The organism is Streptomyces sp. PL-25 (genome assembly GCF_058344915.1).
On sequence record NZ_CP136997.1, the window covers coordinates 7,427,479 to 7,447,422 of the forward strand.

General features: G+C 73.2%; 18 protein-coding genes and 1 pseudogene. 13 read left to right on the top strand and 6 right to left on the bottom strand.

The genetic code is table 11. The features are described from left to right. Nucleotides 1-183 precede the first annotated feature (183 nt). Nucleotides 184-369, top strand: a complete 186-nt coding sequence (locus R4Z62_RS32750; RefSeq protein ID WP_382848656.1) for a hypothetical protein — start codon at nt 184-186, stop codon at nt 367-369. A gap of 123 nt (nt 370-492) precedes the next feature. Here the strand turns inward: R4Z62_RS32750 and R4Z62_RS32755 are convergent, their stop codons facing one another. After that, complete coding sequence (locus tag R4Z62_RS32755; protein ID WP_018569737.1) at nt 493-615, bottom strand: hypothetical protein; 123 nt, start codon at nt 613-615, stop codon at nt 493-495. A gap of 132 nt (nt 616-747) precedes the next feature. Then, on the bottom strand, nt 748-1,179 hold the full coding sequence (locus tag R4Z62_RS32760; RefSeq protein WP_064536994.1) for a response regulator: 432 nt from the start codon (nt 1,177-1,179) through the stop codon (nt 748-750). 205 nt (nt 1,180-1,384) lie between these two features. On the opposite strand from R4Z62_RS32760, the gene R4Z62_RS32765 reads away from it, so the two are divergent. The 4 genes from R4Z62_RS32765 (at nt 1,385) to R4Z62_RS32780 (ending at nt 5,577) form a co-directional block, all read left to right on the top strand. Further along, a complete protein-coding gene (locus R4Z62_RS32765; RefSeq protein ID WP_491521705.1) occupies nt 1,385-3,016 on the top strand; it encodes a sensor histidine kinase in 1,632 nt (543 codons plus the stop codon). After that, nucleotides 3,013-4,233, top strand: a complete 1,221-nt coding sequence (locus R4Z62_RS32770) for a PP2C family protein-serine/threonine phosphatase (RefSeq protein ID WP_491521706.1) — start codon at nt 3,013-3,015, stop codon at nt 4,231-4,233. Before R4Z62_RS32765 ends, R4Z62_RS32770 begins: the two co-directional genes overlap by 4 nt. 183 nt (nt 4,234-4,416) lie before the next feature. Then, nucleotides 4,417-4,833, top strand: coding sequence for a hypothetical protein (locus tag R4Z62_RS32775; RefSeq protein ID WP_491521707.1), 417 nt, complete (start codon nt 4,417-4,419; stop codon nt 4,831-4,833). A 153-nt stretch (nt 4,834-4,986) separates the two neighbouring features. Further along, a complete protein-coding gene (locus tag R4Z62_RS32780) occupies nt 4,987-5,577 on the top strand; it encodes a TetR/AcrR family transcriptional regulator (RefSeq protein ID WP_385502323.1) in 591 nt (196 codons plus the stop codon). A 105-nt stretch (nt 5,578-5,682) separates the two neighbouring features. Here R4Z62_RS32780 and R4Z62_RS32785 read toward each other — a convergent pair whose 3' ends face one another. Beyond that, nucleotides 5,683-6,327 carry a dihydrofolate reductase family protein gene (locus tag R4Z62_RS32785; protein ID WP_355481863.1) on the bottom strand — a complete coding sequence of 215 codons (645 nt, stop codon included), beginning with the start codon at nt 6,325-6,327 and terminating at the stop codon, nt 5,683-5,685. Nucleotides 6,328-6,397: 70 nt separating this feature from the next. After that, nucleotides 6,398-6,865: a MarR family winged helix-turn-helix transcriptional regulator gene (locus R4Z62_RS32790; protein ID WP_491521708.1), complete on the bottom strand. Its 468-nt coding sequence runs from the start codon at nt 6,863-6,865 to the stop codon at nt 6,398-6,400. Between the two features lie 74 nt (nt 6,866-6,939). Here R4Z62_RS32790 and R4Z62_RS32795 point away from each other — a divergent pair, with 74 nt between their 5' ends. The 5 genes and pseudogenes from R4Z62_RS32795 (at nt 6,940) to R4Z62_RS32815 (ending at nt 12,312) form a co-directional block, all read left to right on the top strand. Beyond that, complete coding sequence (locus R4Z62_RS32795) at nt 6,940-7,608, top strand: UbiX family flavin prenyltransferase (protein ID WP_491521958.1); 669 nt, start codon at nt 6,940-6,942, stop codon at nt 7,606-7,608. A gap of 27 nt (nt 7,609-7,635) precedes the next feature. Further along, a pseudogene (locus tag R4Z62_RS32800) lies at nt 7,636-7,764 on the top strand (hypothetical protein); the annotation flags it as partial. Nucleotides 7,765-7,897: 133 nt separating this feature from the next. Then, nucleotides 7,898-9,127 carry a UbiD family decarboxylase gene (locus R4Z62_RS32805; protein ID WP_491521959.1) on the top strand — a complete coding sequence of 410 codons (1,230 nt, stop codon included), beginning with the start codon at nt 7,898-7,900 and terminating at the stop codon, nt 9,125-9,127. Nucleotides 9,128-9,334: 207 nt separating this feature from the next. After that, entirely contained in the window at nt 9,335-10,606 is a 1,272-nt protein-coding gene (locus R4Z62_RS32810) for a phosphatase PAP2 family protein (protein WP_107440745.1), read from the top strand. Nucleotides 10,607-10,833: 227 nt separating this feature from the next. Then, nucleotides 10,834-12,312 carry an eCIS core domain-containing protein gene (locus tag R4Z62_RS32815; RefSeq protein ID WP_491521709.1) on the top strand — a complete coding sequence of 493 codons (1,479 nt, stop codon included), beginning with the start codon at nt 10,834-10,836 and terminating at the stop codon, nt 12,310-12,312. A 96-nt stretch (nt 12,313-12,408) separates the two neighbouring features. On the opposite strand, the gene R4Z62_RS32820 is transcribed toward R4Z62_RS32815, so the two are convergent. Continuing rightward, entirely contained in the window at nt 12,409-16,446 is a 4,038-nt protein-coding gene (locus R4Z62_RS32820) for an endo-alpha-N-acetylgalactosaminidase family protein (protein ID WP_491521960.1), read from the bottom strand. A 278-nt stretch (nt 16,447-16,724) separates the two neighbouring features. Here R4Z62_RS32820 and R4Z62_RS32825 point away from each other — a divergent pair, with 278 nt between their 5' ends. The 3 genes from R4Z62_RS32825 to R4Z62_RS32835 all read left to right on the top strand — a co-directional run bounded on the left by R4Z62_RS32825 (nt 16,725) and on the right by R4Z62_RS32835 (nt 18,202). After that, the gene (locus tag R4Z62_RS32825) at nt 16,725-16,910 is read left to right on the top strand and encodes a hypothetical protein (RefSeq protein WP_491521710.1); all 186 of its coding nucleotides are present in this window, start codon (nt 16,725-16,727) and stop codon (nt 16,908-16,910) included. Nucleotides 16,911-16,974: 64 nt separating this feature from the next. Beyond that, nucleotides 16,975-17,694, top strand: a complete 720-nt coding sequence (locus R4Z62_RS32830) for a type 1 glutamine amidotransferase (protein ID WP_064537006.1) — start codon at nt 16,975-16,977, stop codon at nt 17,692-17,694. A gap of 109 nt (nt 17,695-17,803) precedes the next feature. Continuing rightward, entirely contained in the window at nt 17,804-18,202 is a 399-nt protein-coding gene (locus R4Z62_RS32835) for a TOBE domain-containing protein (RefSeq protein WP_491521711.1), read from the top strand. Here the strand turns inward: R4Z62_RS32835 and R4Z62_RS32840 are convergent. Further along, nucleotides 18,150-19,775, bottom strand: coding sequence for a helix-turn-helix domain-containing protein (locus R4Z62_RS32840; RefSeq protein ID WP_491521961.1), 1,626 nt, complete (start codon nt 19,773-19,775; stop codon nt 18,150-18,152). The genes R4Z62_RS32835 and R4Z62_RS32840 overlap by 53 nt on opposite strands. Between the last annotated feature and the right edge of the window lie 169 nt (nt 19,776-19,944).

Genomic DNA, 19,944 nt, shown 5'->3' on the forward strand with positions numbered 1-19,944 from the left:
ACGGATCTTGTAAGCGTGCGGACACTTCGACCACCGCGACCGCGCATGCTCACACTCCTTGAGAAACGACCCCATCCCACGAACCAACGCAGCTTGCCCCACGGCCGACCGACTCCCGTGACTGATGCTGACAGTTTGCTGACCGTCAGGCACCAAACACGCCGTTGACGTGCGGAAATGCTGATGCAGTTCGCTATGTGGTGGAACTTCGTCGGGCGCAGCCACGCGGACATCGTCCGGGCCCGGCAGGAGTGGGAGGAGGCGTCCGACCGGTTCGGCGCCGTCGAGGGCTGTCCCGGAGCGCGCCTGCCCGCCCCGGCCCTGCCCCACGCCACCCTCACCCCGCGCCGCAACCCGCCGCGGGCCTGACCCCGCCCTCCCGCGCCGAAGGCACGCGAGGACGGGGACCGCAAGGCGGAGCTGCGAGGACGGGGACCGCAAGGCGGAGCCGCCCGCCGGGGCGCGGCGGCGGACCGGCCGGGAGGCGGTCGGTCAGGGCGCCGGGGGTTCGTCGTCGGACTCGGTCGGCCACTTGGACAGCAGCTCCTCGAAAGCGTCCATCCCCAGCAGGAGCAGCAACATCGCGATCGGCGTGCACAGCGCTACCAGAACCATGGAGCCTCCCGAGGGGAGCACCAGCGGACCCTTCACCCGGCCCGGCCGACGGCACGCGGCAAGGCTCCTCCAGTCTGCGGCCGAATGGGGTAACGCGCACGTCGGAGGGCGGCCGGCGGCCGCCCGTCCTCACTACTCCTTCGGAGGCTTGACCGCGATGTCCAGATAGAAGGAGTCGATGCTGCGGACCGCCGCCTCGAACTCCTCCAGGTTCACCGGCTTGGTGACATAGGCGTTGGCGTGATGGTGGTAGGCGCCGGTGACGTCGTCGGGCGCGGCCGACGTGGTGAGGACGACGACCGGGATGGTCCGCAGATCGGGGTCCTCCTTGACGACGGCCAGGAACTCCCGGCCGTTCATGCGCGGCATGTTGAGATCGAGCACGATCAGATCGGGCCGCTCGTTGGCCGTGTCGCGCAGGTAGTCCAGGGCCGCGATCCCGTCGGAGACCTGGGTGAGGTTGCGGGTGCCCCGCTCGGCGAGGGCGTCCTGGATGAGCATCGCGTCGGCGATGTCGTCCTCGACCAGCAGCACGTCGTGGGGGCGGATGGTGGCGGCGGCCATGAGTCACGGGCTCCGGGGGGTGGGCGGCGGATGAGAGATGCGTCGTAGCTGTTCCGCCCGGTCGCGGACCGAACCGGACCGGGCACCGGCAAGGCTAAGGCGTCGATCTCACCGTGGACAACATGTGTTGGCGGACGGTGGGTACAGTGTGCTTGGCCCGCGCCTGACCGCGGCCGCAACCGCTGAGGGAGAGACACGAGCCGGAATGCAGAGCAAGCCGTCGGACACCGCGGGTGCCTTCTCCGGCTGGACCACCCGCCGCTGGCTGCGCACGGGGGTCCTCACCACCCTGGCCGCCCTCGCGGTCCTCGGATCGCTGGGCGGCTGGGCCACGTGGCGCACCTCACAGCTCACCGCCGACCTGGTCGACCGGCGCTCGCCCGCGCTGGTCCAGGCCCTGCGGGTGGAACAGGGCCTGGTCAACCAGGAGACCGGGATCCGGGGCTACGGGCTGTCGGGCCGCACCGACTTCCTCCAGCCCTACGCCCAGGGCGTGCGCGACGAGCAGGCCGCGCTCGGGCGGCTGCGCGCCCTGGTCGCGGACGACGACCGCGCCCGTGCCGACCTGGCCGAGGTCGAGCGGCTGGCCGAGGACTGGCAGCGGCGCGTGGCCCGTCCCGTCGCCGCCGCCTCCGCCGAGGAGGCCGTGCGGCTCGCCACCCAGCGGGCGAGGGACGGCAAGGGCGCCTTCGACGCGCTGCGCTCCGCGATGTCCCGCCAGCAGTCCCATCTCCAGAGCGAGAACGCCGCGGCCGTCCACGACCTGAGGCAGGCGGTGACCCTGCGCAACTGGACGTTCGCGGGCATCGCCGTCGTCATCGTGCTGGTGGCCGCGCTGGTCTTCGAGGGACTGCGCCGCGGCATCACCGGTCCGCTCAGCCGGCTGAGCGCGGACGCCCGGGACGTCGCCGGCGGCCGCTTCGACCACGCCCTGACCGGCACCGGGCCCGCCGACCTGCGCCGGCTGGCCGAGGACGTGGAGTCCATGCGGCTGCGCCTGGTGAAGGAGCTCCAGTTCAGCGAGGAGTCCCGCACCCTGCTGGACGAACAGGCGGAGGACCTGCGCCGCTCCAACACGGAACTGGAGCAGTTCGCCTACGTCGCCTCGCACGACCTCCAGGAACCGCTGCGCAAGGTGTCGAGCTTCACACAGCTGCTGCAACGGCGCTACGGCGGCCAACTGGACGACAGAGCCGACCAGTACATCTCGTTCGCCGTCGACGGCGCCAACCGCATGCAGACCCTCATCAACGACCTGCTGGCCTTCTCCCGGGTCGGTCGGGTGCACAACGACCACCGCTCCGTCGACCTGGAGTCGGTCTTCGGCCGCACCCTCGACGACCTCGGCGTGGCCGTCGAGGAGACCGGCGCCGAGATCACCCACGACCCGCTGCCCACCGTCGTCGGGGACGCCACCCAGCTGGGCATCCTCTGGCAGAACCTGCTGTCCAACGCCATCAAGTTCCGCAGCCCCGACCACCCGCCGCACGTCCACGTCAGCGCCTCCGAGGACGACGGCACCTGGGAGTTCGCCGTCAGCGACAACGGCATCGGCATCGCCCCGGAGTTCCGCGAGAAGGTCTTCGTCATCTTCCAGCGGCTGCACACCAAGGACGCCTACCCGGGCACCGGCATCGGACTGGCCATGTGCAAGAAGGTCGTGGAGTTCCACGGCGGAAGGATCCGGATCGACCCCGACTACAAACTGGGCACCCGCGTGATCTTCACCCTCCCCGTCGCCGCCGCGGACACGGCGTCCGAGCAGAGACCGGAGCCCCCGCCCACCGTTCCGTCCCCGGGGCGCCCGGAGTCCCCGGAGGGAACGCCCCAGCCGTGACCGATCCCGCCGTGACCGACCGAGCCGCCGGCCGCGTGGACCGGTTCCGCATCCTGCTGGTGGAGGACGACGACGGGGACGCGCTCCTGGTCGAGGAACTCCTCTACGACACCGACCTGCCGCACACCCTCACCCGCTGCCGCACGGCCGCCGAGGCGCGCGGCGCGCTCGCCGCGCACCCCGTCGACTGCGTCCTGCTCGACCTCCATCTGCCCGACGCGTCAGGAATGGAGACGGTCCAGGCGATCGAGCCGGACACCCAGGCCGCCATCATCGTCCTGACCGGACTCGACGAACCCCGCGCCGGCGTCGACGCGTTGGCCGCGGGCGCCCAGGACTACCTGGTCAAGGGCAAGGTCGAACCCGACCTGATGCAGCGCGCCGTCCGCTACGCCATCCAGCGAAAGCAGGCCGAACGCGCCAACGCCGCCCTCCAGATCGGACGCCTGCGCGCCGAGGAGAACGCCCGCCTGGAACGCGGGCTGCTGCCCGAACCGCTGCTGTCCTCCACCGTCGTCACCACCTCCAGCCGCTACTACCCGGGCCGGGCGCAGGCCCTGCTCGGCGGCGACTTCCTCGACGTCGTCCAGACCGGCGACGGACAGGTCCACGCCGTCATCGGCGACGTCAGCGGGCACGGCCCCGACGCGGCCGCCCTCGGGGTCTGCCTGCGCATAGCCTGGCGCGCCCTGACCCTCGGCGGCCACCGGGACCAGCACCTGCTCACCCTGCTGGAACAGATCCACATCGCCGAGCGCACCGGCAGCGACCTGTTCGCCACCTGCACCCTCATCACCCTCGACCCGGACGCGGCCACCCTCACCCTGCACCTGGCCGGCCACCACGAACCGCTGCTCGTCACCCCGGACGGCACCCGCCAGGTCACCGCCGCGCACGGCATCGCCCTCGGGATCGCCCCCGGACTGGGCAAGTGGACCCCCACCACCCTCGAACTCCCGCCCCGCGGCGGGCTCATCGTCTACACCGACGGCCTGATCGAGGGGTTCGCGGACAGCACCGAGGCCCGGCTCGGGGTGGAGGGCCTGCTGCGCATCATCGACACCATCGACGATCCCGACCCCGGCACCCACCTCGACCGGCTGATCGCCCGCACCCGCACGCTCAACGCCGACCGGCACACCGACGACCTCGCCGTGCTGCGCCTGGACTGGGACACCGGCCGTGTCACGGCCGCGGAGCGGAGCCCCGAGCGGTAGAGCCGGAGCCGCGCCCGCCGCGGCTGTCGCTGTCGCTGTCGCACACGCTGTTACAAGACCAGGACAAAGCGCCGATGAACGCCCGCGCCCGGGGCGTCGTCGTAACTGATGAGTGCGCCGTTCGGCACGATCGTGACGGTCGGTGCGAAACGCGGTTCTGATCAGAAAAGGGGCAGATCTGTGATGGTCTCGAAGCGGCGCTCCCTGCGCACGGCCGTCGTCGGTGTTCTCGGCGCGGCCTCCCTCGCCCTCGCGGGCACCGCGACGGCAGCCACCGCGGCTCCCGTCGCGGCCTCCGGAGTCGTCGCACAGAAGTCCGTGGCCGCCAAGGCCGGCATCACGGCCACGCCGTCGGCGACCTCCGTCCGCGCCTGGGAGCTGTTCCGGGTCACGGGCCGGACCACCGGGCTCAAGGCGGGCAGCAAGGTGACCCTCCAGCAGAAGCAGCACGGCACGTGGGTCAGCCTGCCCGCGTCCATGAACACCTCGCGGACCGGTTCCTACTCGCTCGGCGTCAAGCTCGGCCTGAAGGGCAGGAACGACCTCCGCATCGTCAGCGGCGCGACGGCCTCCCCGGTCTTCCAGGTGACCGTCCGCTGACCCCCGCCCCGACGAGCACACCCTGACACCGGCACCGGGCCGCCCACGCCCGGTGCCGGTGTCGTGCCACGGCGGCCCGGAGGCCCGGACGCCGATCTTCGTTGTGCCGGTACTACGTACGGCGAGCCGATCGCCAGTACCGTAGGAACAACTATGCCGAAGATTATCGACCACGATCAGCGACGCCGGGAAATCGTCGCGGTCGCGAAGAAGCTCATCATCCAGGGCGGGTTCGAGGCCGCGACGATGAGGAGCATCGTCGCCGAGGCGGGTTTCGCCAACGGCGCGCTCAAGCGCTACTTCCCCAGCAAGGACAGCATCGTCGCCGCCACCTTCGAGAGCGTGCTCGCGGAGATGAACGAGCGGATGGTCGCGAGCGAACCGGCGCCCGACCCCAGGGAGGCGCTGCGGCGCGACCTGGAGGCCACCCTGCCGCTGGACCAGTACCGCATCGACTCCGCCCGGGTGCTGCTCGCGCTGTGGGAGCACTCGCTGGACAACGAGGACCTCGCCACGCTCTACCGCGAACACCTCATGGAGTGGCGCCGCAGGCTCGCCGCGCGGATCGCCGAGGCGCGCGGCCGGGGCGAGGCACCCGACGCGCCCGCCGTGCACATGCTCGCGGGCGAGATCATCGGCATGGCCGTCGGCGCCAACGTCACCTCGCTGATGTTCCCCGCCGGAGCGCTCGTACCCGAGCACCGCGCCTACGTCGACCGGTGGATGCGCAACCTCGACGACTGACCCCGGCCCAGGGACCGCCCGGGAGCGGGGGAGCGGGGCCGTGGCCGGGCGGTACGGCACCCGCGCGGCCGGTCCCGGACCGTCCGGCCGCGCGGGCCGTCCGGGCTACCTGCGCCAGAACAGGTGGTGCGTGACGCCGCTCGGGCTGGGCACGACGTCCAGATGGAACCGGTCGAGCAGGTCGTCGGGCGAGTCCCACAGCCGCAGCCCGGAGCCGAGCTTCACCGGCGAGACCGCCACGTGCAGGGTGTCGACGAGGCCGGCGTCCAGGAACTCCCGGACGGTGGTCACCCCGCCGCCCAGCCGCACGTCCTTGCCCCGCGCCGCCTCCCGGGCCCGCTCCAGCACCGAGGCCGGTTCGCCGCCCACGAAGTGGAAGGTGGTGTCGGACAGGGTGATCGACGGCCGCTCGTGGTGGGTCATGACGAACACCGGTGTGTGGAACGGGGGTTCGTCGCCCCACCAGCCCTGCCACTCGTGGTCCTGCCAGGGCCCGCGCTGGGGCCCGAACTTGTTGCGGCCCATGATCTCGGCGCCGATGTTGTTCCCGAAGTCCCGCGTCATGTAGTCGTCGAGCCCCCGGCTGCCGCCGGGTTCGGTGCGCCGGGGCCAGCTCGCCGTGGCACCGGCCCAGGCGAACAGCCGCTCGGGGTCGACATGCCCGAACGGCCTCTCCAGGGTCTGGTCCTCGCCGGCGGCGACACCGTCGCTCGACACGTTGAAGTTCTGCACTCTCAGCAACTGGGCCATGGGGTCCTCCCCGGGGCGGTGATGTCACGGATGAGACTCCGCGAACCGGTGGAACTCATCGCCGTGGGCCCTAGGTGTCGCCGCCCTGGTCCGGTGACCGCTCGACCGCCCGCCGCAGCAGCGCGAGGAACTGCTCCCGCTCCTTCGGGGTGAACGGCGCGAGGATCCGCTCGCTCACGGCCGTGACCCGGGGGGCGAGGGCGACGGCCAGACCGCGGCCCTCCTCGGTGAGGCGCACCACCTTGCGCCTGCGGTCGTCCGCGTCCTGGGCGATGTCCACCAGGCCCCGCTGCCGCAGCCGCCGCAGCAGCGGCGCCGCGGTCGACTTGTCGAGATGGGCGCGCGCGCCGAGCGTGCCCTGGTCCATGTCGCCGTGGGCGTCCAGCAGGCTCAGCACGGTGAACTGCGGCCCCGTCAGGTCCTGGTGCACCGTCTCGTACCACAGCCGGGTGTGGACCTGGTTCAGCCGGCGGGCCAGCGGCCCCGGCCCGTCGAGCGCCTCCAGGGGAGTGGGCCCGGGTGCGCTCTCGTCGGTCATGGGTGCCGCCTCCGCCGCATTTGATTCAGGACGTGTACGTACTATACCGTCCGAGGCAGTAGGACGTGTACGTCATAACTGACCGTGACAGGAAGGATGGCGAAGTGAGAATCGTCGTCGCGATGACCGGGGCCACCGGGGCGCCCATCGGCGTGCGCCTGCTCCAGGCGCTGGGAGAACTCGGCGTCGAGACGCACCTCGTGGTCAGCCGCTGGGCCAGGGCCACCCTGGCGCGGGAGACCCCGTACTCGATGCGGGACCTGCGGGAGCTGGCCTCGGTGTGCCACGGGCCGGACGACCAGGCCGCGCCGGTCTCCAGCGGGTCCTTCCGGGTCGACGGCATGGTCGTCGCACCGTGCAGCATGAAGACCCTGGCCTCCGTCCGCACGGGCTACGGCGCCGATCTGATCAGCCGGTGCGCCGACGTGATGCTCAAGGAGCGGCGCAGGCTCGTCCTGGTGGCCCGGGAGACCCCGCTGTCGGCCGTGCACCTGGAGAACATGCTGGAGCTGACCCGGATGGGCGCCGTCGTCATGCCGCCCGTCCCCGCGTTCTACAACGGTCCGGAGACCATCGCCGACCTCGTCGAGCACATCGTCGTGCGCGTCCTCGACCAGTTCGGCCTGGATCTGCCCACCGCGCGGCGCTGGCAGGGCATGAAGACGGCCCCGCACCCCGCCCCCGGCGCCGCCCCCGCTCCGGCCCCCGCCCCCATCTCGTCCCCGGCAAAGGACCTCTCATGACCCAACGCGGCAGCGCGCTCAACTTCCGTGACTTCGTGTCCGAACTGCTCGCCGCCGGCGACGCGGTCGACATCCGCGAGCCGGGTCAGCCCCACCCTGGAGGCCGCGGCCGTCACCCGGCGCGTCTACGACACCAGGAGCCCCGCCCCGCTGTTCAGCCGACTGACCGAGGGCGACGAGGGATTCCGCCTCCTCGGCGCCCCCGCAGGACTCGGCTCGTGCCCGGGGGCAGACCTACGGGCGCCTCGCCGCCCACTTCGGCCTGGGGCGCGACACCAGCCCGCGCGACCTGCTCGAACACCTCGTCGGCGCCATGGACGCGGCCCCCGTACCCCCGCGGGTCGTGCCGACCGGCCCGTGCAAGGAGAACGTCCTCACCGGCGACGCCGTCGACCTGACGCGCTTCCCGGTGCCGCTGCTGCACCAGCAGGACGGCGGGCGGTACTTCGGGACGTACGGCTTCCATGTGGTGCGCACCCCGGACGGGAGCTGGACCAGCTGGTCGGTCAGCCGCGCGATGCTGCACGGCCCCACCACCCTGGTCGGCCCGGCCATGCCGCAGCAGCACCTCGGCATGATCCACCGGATGTGGCGCGAGCGCGGCGAACGCACCCCCTGGGCCATGGTGCTCGGCGCCCCGCCCGCCGCCCTGGCCGCGGCCGGCATGCCGCTGCCCGCCGAGGTGGACGAGGACGGCTACGTCGGCGCCCTGACCGGCACCCCCGTCGACGTCGTGCGCACCGAGACCAACGGCCTGTACGTCCCGGCCAACGCCGAGATCGTGCTGGAGGGGTACATCAGCCCCGACGAGACGGCCCCCGAAGGACCGATGGGGGAGTACCACGGGTACGCCTTCAGCGAGGGCAGGCCGCAGCCCGTCTTCCACGTCGAGGCCGTCACCCACCGGGACCGCCCGATCCTGCCCTTCTGCGTGGCGGGCGTCCCCCCGGAGGAGAACCACACCGTGTGGGGAACCATGATCTCGGCCGCGAGCCTGCACCGGCTGCGCGCCCAGGGCCTGCCCGTCTCGCTGGCCTGGTGCTCCTACGAGGCCGCGACCTGCTGGATCGTGGTCGCCGTGGACACCCGGAAGCTGGCCGCGACGAGCCTGACCGAACGGCGGCTCGCCGACGCCGTCGCCGAGGCGCTCTTCGGCTCCCACACCGGCTGGCTGGTGCCCAAGGTGCTGCTGGTGGCCGACGACATCGACATCACCGACATCGACCAGGTGGTGTGGGCCCTGGCCACCCGCCACCACCCCGCCACCGGCCACTACGTCTACCCCGAGGCGCCGGGCATCCCCATGGTCCCCTACCTCACCGACGACGAGGTGCGCGGCGGCCGGGGCGGCAAGTCCGTCGTCAGCTGTCTGCTCCCCGCCGACTTCGAGGGCGTGACCAGGGGCGTCACCGCGTCCTTCCGGAACTCCTTCCCCGAGGACGTGCGCCGCCGGGTGACCGGCAGGTGGGCCGCGTACGGATTCCCCGCCCCGCCCGAGGCACCGCACCCGGCGGCCTGAGCGCGGCGGCACCTGCCGCGAACGCCTCCCGGAGAAGGGCGCGAACGGCCACCGGTTAGCATGTTCGAACTCATGACCATCGGCCTGATCACCCGTTCTTCACCGGAAAACCATGCCAACCAGCATCATTAGCCAGCAATACGTCCACAACCTACTCAATGGGCTAAACAATTGAAGAACACATCGAAGCGAATATCCGCCCGAGCGGTGCTGTGGACCGCCGCGGGCGTGGCGGTCGTCGGATTCCTCGTCGCGCTGGAGATCGCCGCACGCGGATACGGCGTTCCGGGGCCGATCACCAACCAGGCCCGGGAGATCGTCTTCGCGCCGCGCTCGGGCCCGCTGCTGTACGCGGGGCTCGCGCTGCTGATGGTGGTGCTGACCTGGCGGCAGCGGCTCGTCGCCGCGTGCGCGGCCCTCGGCATCGACGTCGTCTTCCTGCTGGTGCGCTGGGCGGCCGGTGCCGGACCGGCCTTCGGCAACGGCGCGCTGTGGGTGGTCCTGGGCTGCGCGGTCCTCGCGTTCACCCGGCGCACCGGCCAGGAGCGCGCGCTGCTGCTCAAGGGCGTCGGACTGGCCCTGCTGCTGGTGGCGGGCCACAAGACGGGTGACACCTGGCTGCTCATCACCTCCAAGACCCGCCCGTCGGTGCTCGACCAGTACGTGGCGACCACCGACCACGCGCTGGGCAACCCCTCCTGGCTGGTCGGCCGCGCCCTGGAGGCCACCGGACCGGTCGGCTCCCACCTCCTGCACCTCGTCTACGGCCAGCTCCCGCTGGCGGCCGCCCTCGTCGGCCTCTACCAGCTGCGCAACGTCGCCGCCGAGCGCCGCTTCCCCAGCCACCACCTGGTCCGCACCTTCCTGGCCATCGGCCTGGTCGGACCGGCCATCTACATGATCTTCCCGGTCGTCGGACCGGTCTTCGCCTACGGCCCCGACGGCGGCCACTGGGCGACGGCCGACCTGTGGCCGGACACCCTCGCGCCGCTCGGCACCCCGCACGCGATGCCGTTCGACGAAATCACCCCGCGCAACTGCATGCCGAGCCTGCACACCGCGTGGGCCACCACGCTCTTCATCCACTCCCGCAAGGGCTCGCGGGCCATGCGCTGGGCGGGCACCTTCTGGCTGGTCGCCACCCTCACCGCCACGCTGGGCTTCGGCTACCACTACGGCGCGGACCTCGTCGCCGGTGTGGTGTTCGCGCTGACCATCGAGGCCACGATGCGCTCGCTCGCCCGCGGCTGGGACCGGCCGGCCACCCGGTTCGTCGTCCACGGCACGGTGGTCTTCGCCGCGCTCCTGGTCGCCTACCGCTATCTGGCGACCGAGCTGGCCGGACAGCCGTGGCTGTTCGGGCCCCTGCTCCTGCTCGCGATGGGCTCGGTGATCCTCGGCTACGTCCGGACCATGAGGCTCTGGGACCCGGAACCGGCCCTGGTGCCCCGCCCGGAACCGCAGCCCGAACCCGTGTGACCCCCCGGGCCGGCCGGGGGGCCGAGCACCGAGAGGGCGGGGCCGGGGACGCGTACGGCGTCCCCGGCCCCGCCCTTTTCCGTACGGGAGCGACGGGCCGGACGACCTCGGCGCGCCCGCGGGTGAGCCGCCGGGGCAGCACACTGTGCCCCCGCGGCTCTGGCGCGACGGCGCCGCGTCCAGTACCTCTGGAACCGCCCGTCCGCGCCGCGACAAGGGACTCGCCCATGCCCGCCCACGCCCATGACAAGACGCCGGATCCCGCCGAGCGCTCCCCGAGGACCCGGCGCGCGCCGTCGCCCGCCGCCCCCTCGGCCGCCGCCCGCCCCGGCACGGGGGAGCGGCCCGCCCTGCTGGCCCTCCAGCGCGCCGCGGGCAACGCCGCCGTGGCCCGGATGCTGGAGGAGGCCCGGCACCAGCACTCCGATCACTGCGGCCACCGCTCCGCCCCCGACGAGGCGGCCGTCCAGCGCTCCGCCGTCGACGAGGTCCTGCGCGGTTCCGGCACGCCCCTGGCCGAGCCGGTCAGGAAGGACATGGAAGCCCGGATGGGCGCGGACTTCTCCGATGTGCGGCTGCACACCGGAGCCGACGCCCGGCGCTCCGCCGAGGCGCTCGGCGCCCGCGCCTACACCATGGGCAGCCATGTGGTCATCGGTGACGGCGGCGGCGACCGGCACACCCTCGCGCACGAACTGACCCATGTGGTCCAGCAGCGCCGGGGCCCGGTCGCGGGCACCGACAACGGCCAGGGGCTGAAGGTCTCCTCGCCCTCGGACCGCTTCGAACAGGAGGCCGAGGCCAACGCGACCCGGGTGCTCGGCGGCCCGGCCCCCGCCCACCGCCCGGCCGAGGACACGACGGCCGCCCATCCCGGCGCCGCCCCGGCGCTCCAGCGCTCGGTCGACTACTCCAAGGGCCGCTGGTCCCAGGAGAACCTCCCGCCGGACCGCTTCGCCGAACTGCTGGAGAAGGCGGCCCCCGGCGAACAGCGCGGCGCCACCTTCGCCGTCCCCTACGCACAGCTGCTGCGCGCCCTGGAACAGTCCTCCGTCACCGTGGAGATCGACGACCAGACGTCCTACCAGGGAGCACGCGCCAAGTTCGTCATCGACGACCTGACCGCCCAGGGCGGCGTCCTGCACATCAAGCCGCCGCCCGCCGACGCCCCGGCCTCCGCGCTGCGCGAGTTCGCCGCGACGGTGGCGCACGAGATGCAGCACGCCCTGGACTCCGTCACCCGCGCCTTCAAGGCCCAGACGCCGAAGCAGACGATGAAGGAGCGGTGGATCTCCTCCGAGCTGCGCGCGTTCGGCACGGAGGCGGCGGCCGCCTTCAAACTGGCCGTGGGGGACAGCTACCCGGCCAGTGAGGGCAAGCCCAGCGCGATCATCCGGGCGCTCCCCGACAGCAGGCTCTCCAGCGAGCGCAAGCAGCTCGCCCTGGAGTTCCACCAGATGGACAGCTATCTGCGGGCCGCCAAGGAGCCCCTGGGCGCCTTCGGTTCCGTGCTCTCCGTCGACGACAGCGCGCTGCTGAACCGCCTCGCCGGATATCTGCGCGTCTACGGGCTGGTCGAGGAGACCCCGACGTGCCGGACGGCGCTGGAGTGGCTGCGGTCGGCCCCCGCCGTCGAGGCGGCCGGGCTGCGCGCGGGCATCGAACTGTTCCACGACAACCGCCCCCAGGTCGACCGCGGCCGCTGACCACCGGCCCGGACGCACGGAGGGGCCCGCCGCGACCGGCCATGGAACAGCCGGTCGCGGCAGGCCCCGCATGCGGTGCGTGTGGTGCGTGCGGTGCTACGACCGCTCGGCCGGCGGATACCCCGTCGGCGCGTCCACCGGAGCCCCGTACACGCGCATCTCGGCGGCCGCGGCGAAGGGCTGGCCGTTGAGCGCGTTCAGCGCGGTGAAGCGCACAGAGGAGGCGCGCACCGGGGAGAACGAGATCCGCTGTGTCTGCGGCGAGTCGGTGAGCGTGCCGTCGGCGACGGTCCGCCACGTGGTGCCGTCGTCGGAGACGTCCACCCGGTAGCCCGCGACCCGGCCGTTCTGGCCGCCGCTCTGCCGGCCCAGATAGCCGAAGCCGTCCACGTCGGCCGGACCGCCCAGCTTCAGCGTCACCCAGTGCGGGTAGGGCGCCTCGGACTCGGTGTAGTCGGTGTGCCAGATGGTGCCCGGGTCACCGTCCAGCACATTGGACACCGGGCCCTCCGCGGCCCCCGAGGACAGGTTCTCCGAGTCCGCGCTCGCCGTCATCGAGCCCGGCGAGAGGACCGGCTCGCTCGCGACCGCGGCCCGCGCGTCCGCCGAGACCGTCTTGGTGGCGCCCGCTTCGTCGTAGACGGCCGTGGCCTTCCACGCCGCCGGGGTGCCCGCGGCGCCCGCCGGAGGCGTCAGCACCCAGGTGGTGCTGACGGTCGCGCCCGGCCTCACCCGCTCGAAGCGGTTGCCGTCGCGCTCCTTGACCTGCACCGTCCAGCCCGAGGGCAGCCCCTCGAAACGGGTGACGACGTTCGTGGCGTCGCCCTCCTCGCTGTTGGTGAAGGAGGTGACGTACTCGCCCGCCACGCCGGGGCTCAGATCGGTGCCCGCGGGGGTGGTCACGCTCGCGCAGGCCGCGCCGCCGGTGACCGGGCCGAGGTCGGTGACGCGGAAGTCGTCGAGGACCAGGTCAGCTCCGGCCGCGCCGCCGAGCTTGCGCAGCCCCACCCAGGTGTCGCCGCACCCGGCGACGATCTCCTTGGAGTACGCCGTGGTGTCCAGGGCGGGGGCGAGTGTGTCCCGGCCGATGTCCCGGGCCGTGGTCTTCCCGCCCGCGATCCGGTCGGCGCCGGTCACCCAGGCCCACTGGCCGTCGAGGTTGGTCTGGTAGTCGAAGGAGACCTTGTAGCGGTGACCGGCGACGAACGGCACCGTCGCGGGCACGGTCCGGTACACCAGACCGGTGTTCTCCTCGTGGGCCTTGAGCGAGTGGCCGCCGTCGAGGACGTCGTCCACCGCCTTGCCCTTCAGGGCGCCGGAGTTGTACGGCGAGTAGGTGTTCTTCCAGCTCTTCTGGCTGTACGGCGCGTGCAGCCGGCTGATGCTGGTGCGCGGGTCGGTGACCCCGCCCGCGTCGCCCTTCACGAAGGGGCCCCAGCCGGGCTGGTTGCCCTCGAAGTCGTCCTGGGCGACGACGGCACCGCCGGGCGCGGGCGCCGAGGTGTCGGCCATGACCCGTACGTCGTCCAGGGTGACGGCCGCGGTCCCGGCCGCCGCGCCCAGCGCGACGGTGACCTGTCCGTCCGCCGGGGCGGTGAAGGCGACCGAGGCGCGCTGCGCGTAGGTGCCCTGCTTGGCGTCGGCCGCCACGGTGTTGCGCAGCGGCGTGGTGTCGAACGCGTTGCGCGCCTGTACGCGGTGGCCGCTCGCCTCCAGGGTGACGGTGCGGCGCTGTCCGGCCGCGACCTCGACGTCGGCGCTCAGCGTGTAGCGCTTGCCCGGGGTGAGGCCCTTGACGCGCTGGGAGACGCCGGAGGCACCGCCGGTGCCGAGCCGCAGCACGTTGTCACCGGTGTCGGTGCGGGCGAGGGCGGCGCCGCCGCGCGGGCTCCACGCCTTCAGGTTTCCGGAGTTGAAACCGGGGTCGGCCAGCGGGCCGCCCTCGCCGTAGCGGGCGTCGGTGTGCGGGGCCCGGTCGCCGTTCGGCGCGAGGACGTAGGGCTGGTCCTTGTCGCCGGTCAGTGTCACCTTCCCGCCGTGCGCGGTGATCCGCCCGGCCTTCACCCGGCCCTGGTCGGTCAGCTTGTAGAGGGTGAAGGAGCGGGTGGAGGCGAACTGCCCGGTGAGCGTGAAGGTGTGCGTACCGCCCGAGCCGCTGTAGTAGTACATCTTGTCGGCGCGGCTCGGCGAGGACGTCCCGTCGCCGCCCTTCGCCTCGCCCCAGGGCAGCAGGTAGGTGTCGCCGTCGAGCACGACGGCGCCGTTCATCGACACCTGGCGCCGGCCGTCCTGGAGCGCCACCCGCACCCCGCCGCTCAGCGTGGCGGACCTGCCGAAGTCCCAGTCCATGACCTGGTAGTGCTGGAGGAACTTGGTCGGCAGGTTGTCGGTCCAGATGTTGCGGTAGAAGGCGTCGTAGTCGTCGTGGCCGGTCCAGCCCTCGAACTCCTTGACGCTGCTGCCGCCGAGCAGCGGGTCCACGTTCCACACGTCGCGGTCGGTGTTGGAGAGGAACCGGACGATGTTGGAGTTGATGCCCTTGTTGGTGACGCCGCCGTAGTTCTTGTCGCTCGCCCAGTGCGACCACACCGAGTCGCCCTCGAACTTGTACGCCCACTCGGTGGCGACCTCGAAGCCCATCTTCCGCAGCTGCGCGGCGAGTCCGTCGGCCAGCCAGCCGCTGGAGTAGTAGGCGTCGATGTAGACGGTCCTGATGCCGGGCGCCTCCTTGCGGAGCTGCTTGAACCGGTCGAGGATCGCGCCGCTGCCCAGGTCGGTGCGCTGGTCGATGTGGTACGACTGGTTCAGCCAGTCCCAGCCGTTGACCTGGCCCTTGACCAGGGCCTCGCTGAAGGTCTTGGCCTGCGGGTAGGCCTCGGTGGCGTTCACGTGCACGGCGATGTCGGCGTTGTAGCCGGCGCCGGTGCGGGTGAGCTTGTTCAGGTCGGTGAGGCCGCCCGCCCGGTCGTTGTAGTTGCCGCCGTAGTCGGGGTGCGCCGAGTCGTGGCCCTCGTCGGCGTAGCCCTTCTCCAGCACCCACTGGCCGAGGTCGTCCGTGGCCATGGAGATCCGCTTGACGTTGTCGAGCGTCTTCAGGAACGGATTGGTGGCCTGGCTGGCGAAGTTGAACGGGATGTGCTGCACGACCCGTTCGGGCACCCGCTCCGCGCCGAGCGGCCGGGTCATGCGGGCGCGGTAGGCGATGGCGCCGTCCTGCCAGTCCACCTGTCCGTCGCCGTTGGCGTCGGCGGCGAGCACGACGGTGGCCTGCGGCAGCGCGTACGTCTTCACCCGCGCGTCGGTGGCGCCCCGGGGGGCGTAGGTGTAGGTGCCGACGGACAGTTCCGCGCGGCGGGCGCCGTTCCCGGCGTCCACGATCCGCGACTTCAAGCGGTTGTTGCCGTTGTCGTTGTTGTCCTGCGCGGAGTCGTCGGTGGCGTTGGTGAGGATGCCGGCGGACAGGGCGCCGTTGCTGACGAAGCCGTAGGGGGTGCCGACGGCCGCCTTGTCCGGGGCGGTGTCCGCGGTGATCGGCAGGAACTGGTCAGCCGTGGTGGTCGAGTCCGTCGAGATCCTGGTGCGCGCCAGGGTGGCGTGCGCCGAGGAGGAGTCGACCGAGACGAGCGACTGGTCGGGGATCGCCAGCTGGTCGACGGTGGACGCGGCGGGGCCGGTGATGCTCTTGACCGCGAAGACGACCGTCTTCCGGTCGGTGACGGTGATCGTCGAGGTGATGGTGAGGCCGGGCAGGTCGGCGAAGGTGGAGGTGTAGACGGCCTGGGCGCGGTACGCCTTCATGGTCGTGGTGGCGGTGTGCGCCGTGCCGTTGACCGTGAAGGTGTCCAGCACCCGCGCCTGGCCGCCGAGCGTCCTGCCGTCCATCGTGTACGAGATGACCTGCGGGAACTCCTTGGCCACCCGGACGGTCAGGCCCCCGGCGCTCAGGGCGACCGGGGTGGCCGGGTTCTCGGGGGACGCGGGGGCGGCCGGGGCCGGCGGCCGGTCCGGGCCCGCGTGGGCCGGCAGGGCGCCGGCCGACAGCGTGCCCAGGGCGATGAGCGCGGCGGTCGCGGCGGCGGCACCGGATCTGGGCCGGCCGGTGCGCCGGGAGCGCCGGGAGTGGTGCAGGGGCATGGGATCCACCTGGGAGCTTCCTCGTGACTCTGAGACGGGGGGTGAGGAAGACAGTAAGGGAAAGTTATCGATAACAATAGGTCTCGGCACGGACCAATCGCCTTGGGGAGTGGGGGAGATGTGGGGAAGATGAGGTGGGTGCTATCGATAACAGATGGTGGCGTCCGGGCCGCTCCGGCAAGCTCGGCGCCGCCGGCAGCAGGCGGCGCGCCAAGGGACCCGCGCGTCCACGGGTTCAACGGGCAGAGGGCGGCGGCGCGCACCCCCGGCGGGCCCAAGTGGGCCGAGCACGCGCCCTGTTCGCCGCCTCCGGCGAGGGCGTCCGACCGCGGCCCGGCACCGACAAGGGCCGTCTGCTCCAGCGGTACGCGCTGCGCTCGGGCGGGGCGGGCCACGCGGTGAGCGCCTACAGCGGCGACCACGGCGTCACCTGGCGCACGGTCGCCCCGCCCGCGCCCTGTTGACGCCGCGCACCGCGCCCTGGTCTGCTGACGCGGTCACCGCACCCGTACGGCAGGGGAGTCGCGCATGGCACTCGCAGGACGGCGTCCCGGCTCCGTGCTGGTCGTGCAGCACACCGAGCGGGGCGGTCCGGGCCGTGTCGGTGCCTGGCTGCGCGCGGCCGGACTCGGCCTGGAGATCCGGCACCCCTGGGCCGGGGAGGCTCTGCCCGGGACCCTGGACGGACGTCCGCTGCTGGTGCTCGGCGGCGGCTGTCTCCCGGACGACGACGAGCGCGCCCCCTGGCTCCCGGCGACCCGGCATCTGGTGGCCGAGGCCCTGGCCGACGGCACACCGATGCTGGGGATCTGCCTCGGCGGGCAGATGCTGGCCCAGGTCGCGGGCGGCACGGTGCGCGCCGCGCACGGCACGCCCGAGTACGGCAGCACCACCATCCGGCTGCGCCCCGAGGCCGCCGCCGACCCGCTCCTCGCGGGGCTCGGCGAGACCGTGCCCGCGATCGAGCGGCATGTCGACGCCATCGCTGAACTCCCGCCCCGGGCGGTCTGGCTGGCGGCCAGTGAGGACTGCCCCCATCAGGCGTTCCGGGTGGGGGAGCGGGCCTGGGGCGTGCAGTTCCACCCGGAGGCGGACGCCGCCGCCGTCGCCGCGTGGGACCGGGCGTACCTGGCCGAGCGCGGCCTCGACGCGGACCGGCTGCACGCGCGGGCCGTGGCCGACGAGACGGCGTCGGCCGCCGCCTGGTCCGTGTTCACCCGGCGGTTCGCGCAGGTGTGCCGCGCCTGACCGGCGCCGTACGAGCGGTCCCAACCGGGGCCGGACGGCACCGCCGGACCGGGAGCTGCCCCGCGGACGCGGTTCCGTGACCGGCCCGGCGACGGGCTAGGGTTCTACGGTGCCGACGTACAGCATTGGCCAGGCCGCGCGCCTGCTGAGGGTGAGCCCGGAGACCGTGCGGCGGTGGGCGGACGCGGGCCGGCTGCCGATGGGCCGGGACGGCGCGGGCAACCGGGTGATCGACGGCGTGGGCCTCGCCCGGCTGGCCGAGGAGCGCGCCGCCGAGGACGCCCGGGAGGCGGCGTCCGGCCCGCCGACCTCCGTGCGCAACGCCTTCACCGGCATCGTCACCGCGCTCGTCGCCGACGACGTCGTGGCCCGCGTGGTGGTCCAGGCGGGCCCGCACCAGGTCGTGTCCCTGGTGACCCGGGAGGCGGTGGACGAACTGGACCTGGCGGTCGGGGTCACGGTCGTCGCGCGCGTGAAGTCGACGAGCGTGCACGTCGACCGGACCTAGCCGCTTCGGTCTCCTTCGGCGCCCCGGCGGTCCGGGCGGCCGGCGCCCCGTCCGGACCCGTGCGGCACAGCAGCGCCGCCCACAGGTCCAGCCGGTCGCGCAGGCTGGACAGGTCGCGGCCGGTGAAGTGCTCGATGCGCCCGATGCGGTAGTGCACCGTGTTGACGTGCAGGTGCAGGGCCTCGGCGGTACGCGCCCAGGAACCGTCGTGGGCGAGGAACACCTCCAGCGTGCGCAGCAGCGCGACGGAGGCGTCCGCCGGGCCGAGCAGCGGCCCGAGGACCGTACGGCTGTAGGCGGTGCGCACCTCGGCCGGTATGCCGGTCAGGAGCGAGCCGAGCGTGGTCAGGGCGCGGGCGTCGGTCAGCCCGGAGGCGTCCGGTGCGCTCGTGCGGGCGGACGCCAGGGCGTAGCGGGCCTCGGCCAGGGCTCCGGGCAGCCCGGCCGCCTCGGCGGTGGGCGCGGCGAGCCCGCCGTGCAGGAGGCCCGGATCGCATCCGGCCACCCGCGGCCAGACCTCCGCCAGCGCGGCGGCTGTCTCCTCGGGCAGCACCGCGAAGGCGCCCCCGTCGGGCAGCGGGCCCACGGCGGCGCACGCGGGCGCGGGCCGCCCCGCCGCCTCATGCGCTCCGGCCACCGCCTCCGACAGCGCGCTCTCGGCCGCCCCCGGGTGCCGGGTGCCGGTGCCGGCCACGACCAGGCGGTACGGTCCGCGCCCCGGCAGCCCGCAGGCCCGCAGGGCGGCGGGCAGATCCCCGGACTCCGGCGCGGCCAGCACCCGGCCGAGCCCGGCCGCCGCGTCCCGCTCCGCGGCCCGGCGGGCGGCCAGCGCCTCCTGGCAGCGGCCCAGGACCGTGGTGATCTCGTGCAGCAGCCGCGGCGGCGCGGCGCCCGCGTCCGGCAGATGCAGCCACCAGCCCTCGTACCCGCCGACCGCGTCGGCGTCCGCCTCCACCGGCACCGTCGCGCCGCTGCCGCTCCCGGGCAGGGCGGCGGCCTCGCGCGGCGGGAGCGGGACGGCGCCCGGCGTGGCGGCCACGGTCCGGCCCGCAGCGGTGAGGACGTACGCCGGGGCCGCGTCCCACTGCGCGAAGGCGGCCGCGAGCACCGCGGCGGGACCCTCGCCCCGCGCGACGAGCCGGTCCAGCCGGTCGCGCACATGCTCGGGCAGGGCCCGGTGGCGGCCCAGTTCGCCCCACTGCCGCAGGTACACCGTGTCGGTGATCGCACGGAACATCACATGCGCCGGCACCCCGGCGACCGGCAGCCCGTGCCGCGCGCACGCCTCCACCAGCTCGCCGGGGACCAGCCCGTGGGTCTCCTCACCGGCCAGCAGCGCCGCGGCGCCCGCGTCCTTCAGCCCGGAGACGAAACGCTCTGCCTTGCCCGTGCCGCCGTCCGCGCTCCACCAGACGAGCCCGCTGAGCACCACCTCGTCGGGCCGCACGAAACGGGCGGGGTCCTCCAGATCCGTGACGGTGACCCCGCTGATCTCCCGCCGCAGCAGCGGGTCCTCGGCCCAGAGCAGGCGCAGACCGAGGGACTCGTCCTCCAGGAGGTGTTCGACGTGCATGTGCTCCTGCTCCTCGTCCGCCTGCCGGATGGGGGTGCCTGACACCCGGCATCTCACATTCACCAGGTGCCTGCGAGTCATCGCATGGTAAATGCCAGACGACACCAGCGGAATGCCTCTTGGAGGATCACCTAGACAACACGGCGGCACCGCGGTGTTTTCCGTGCTC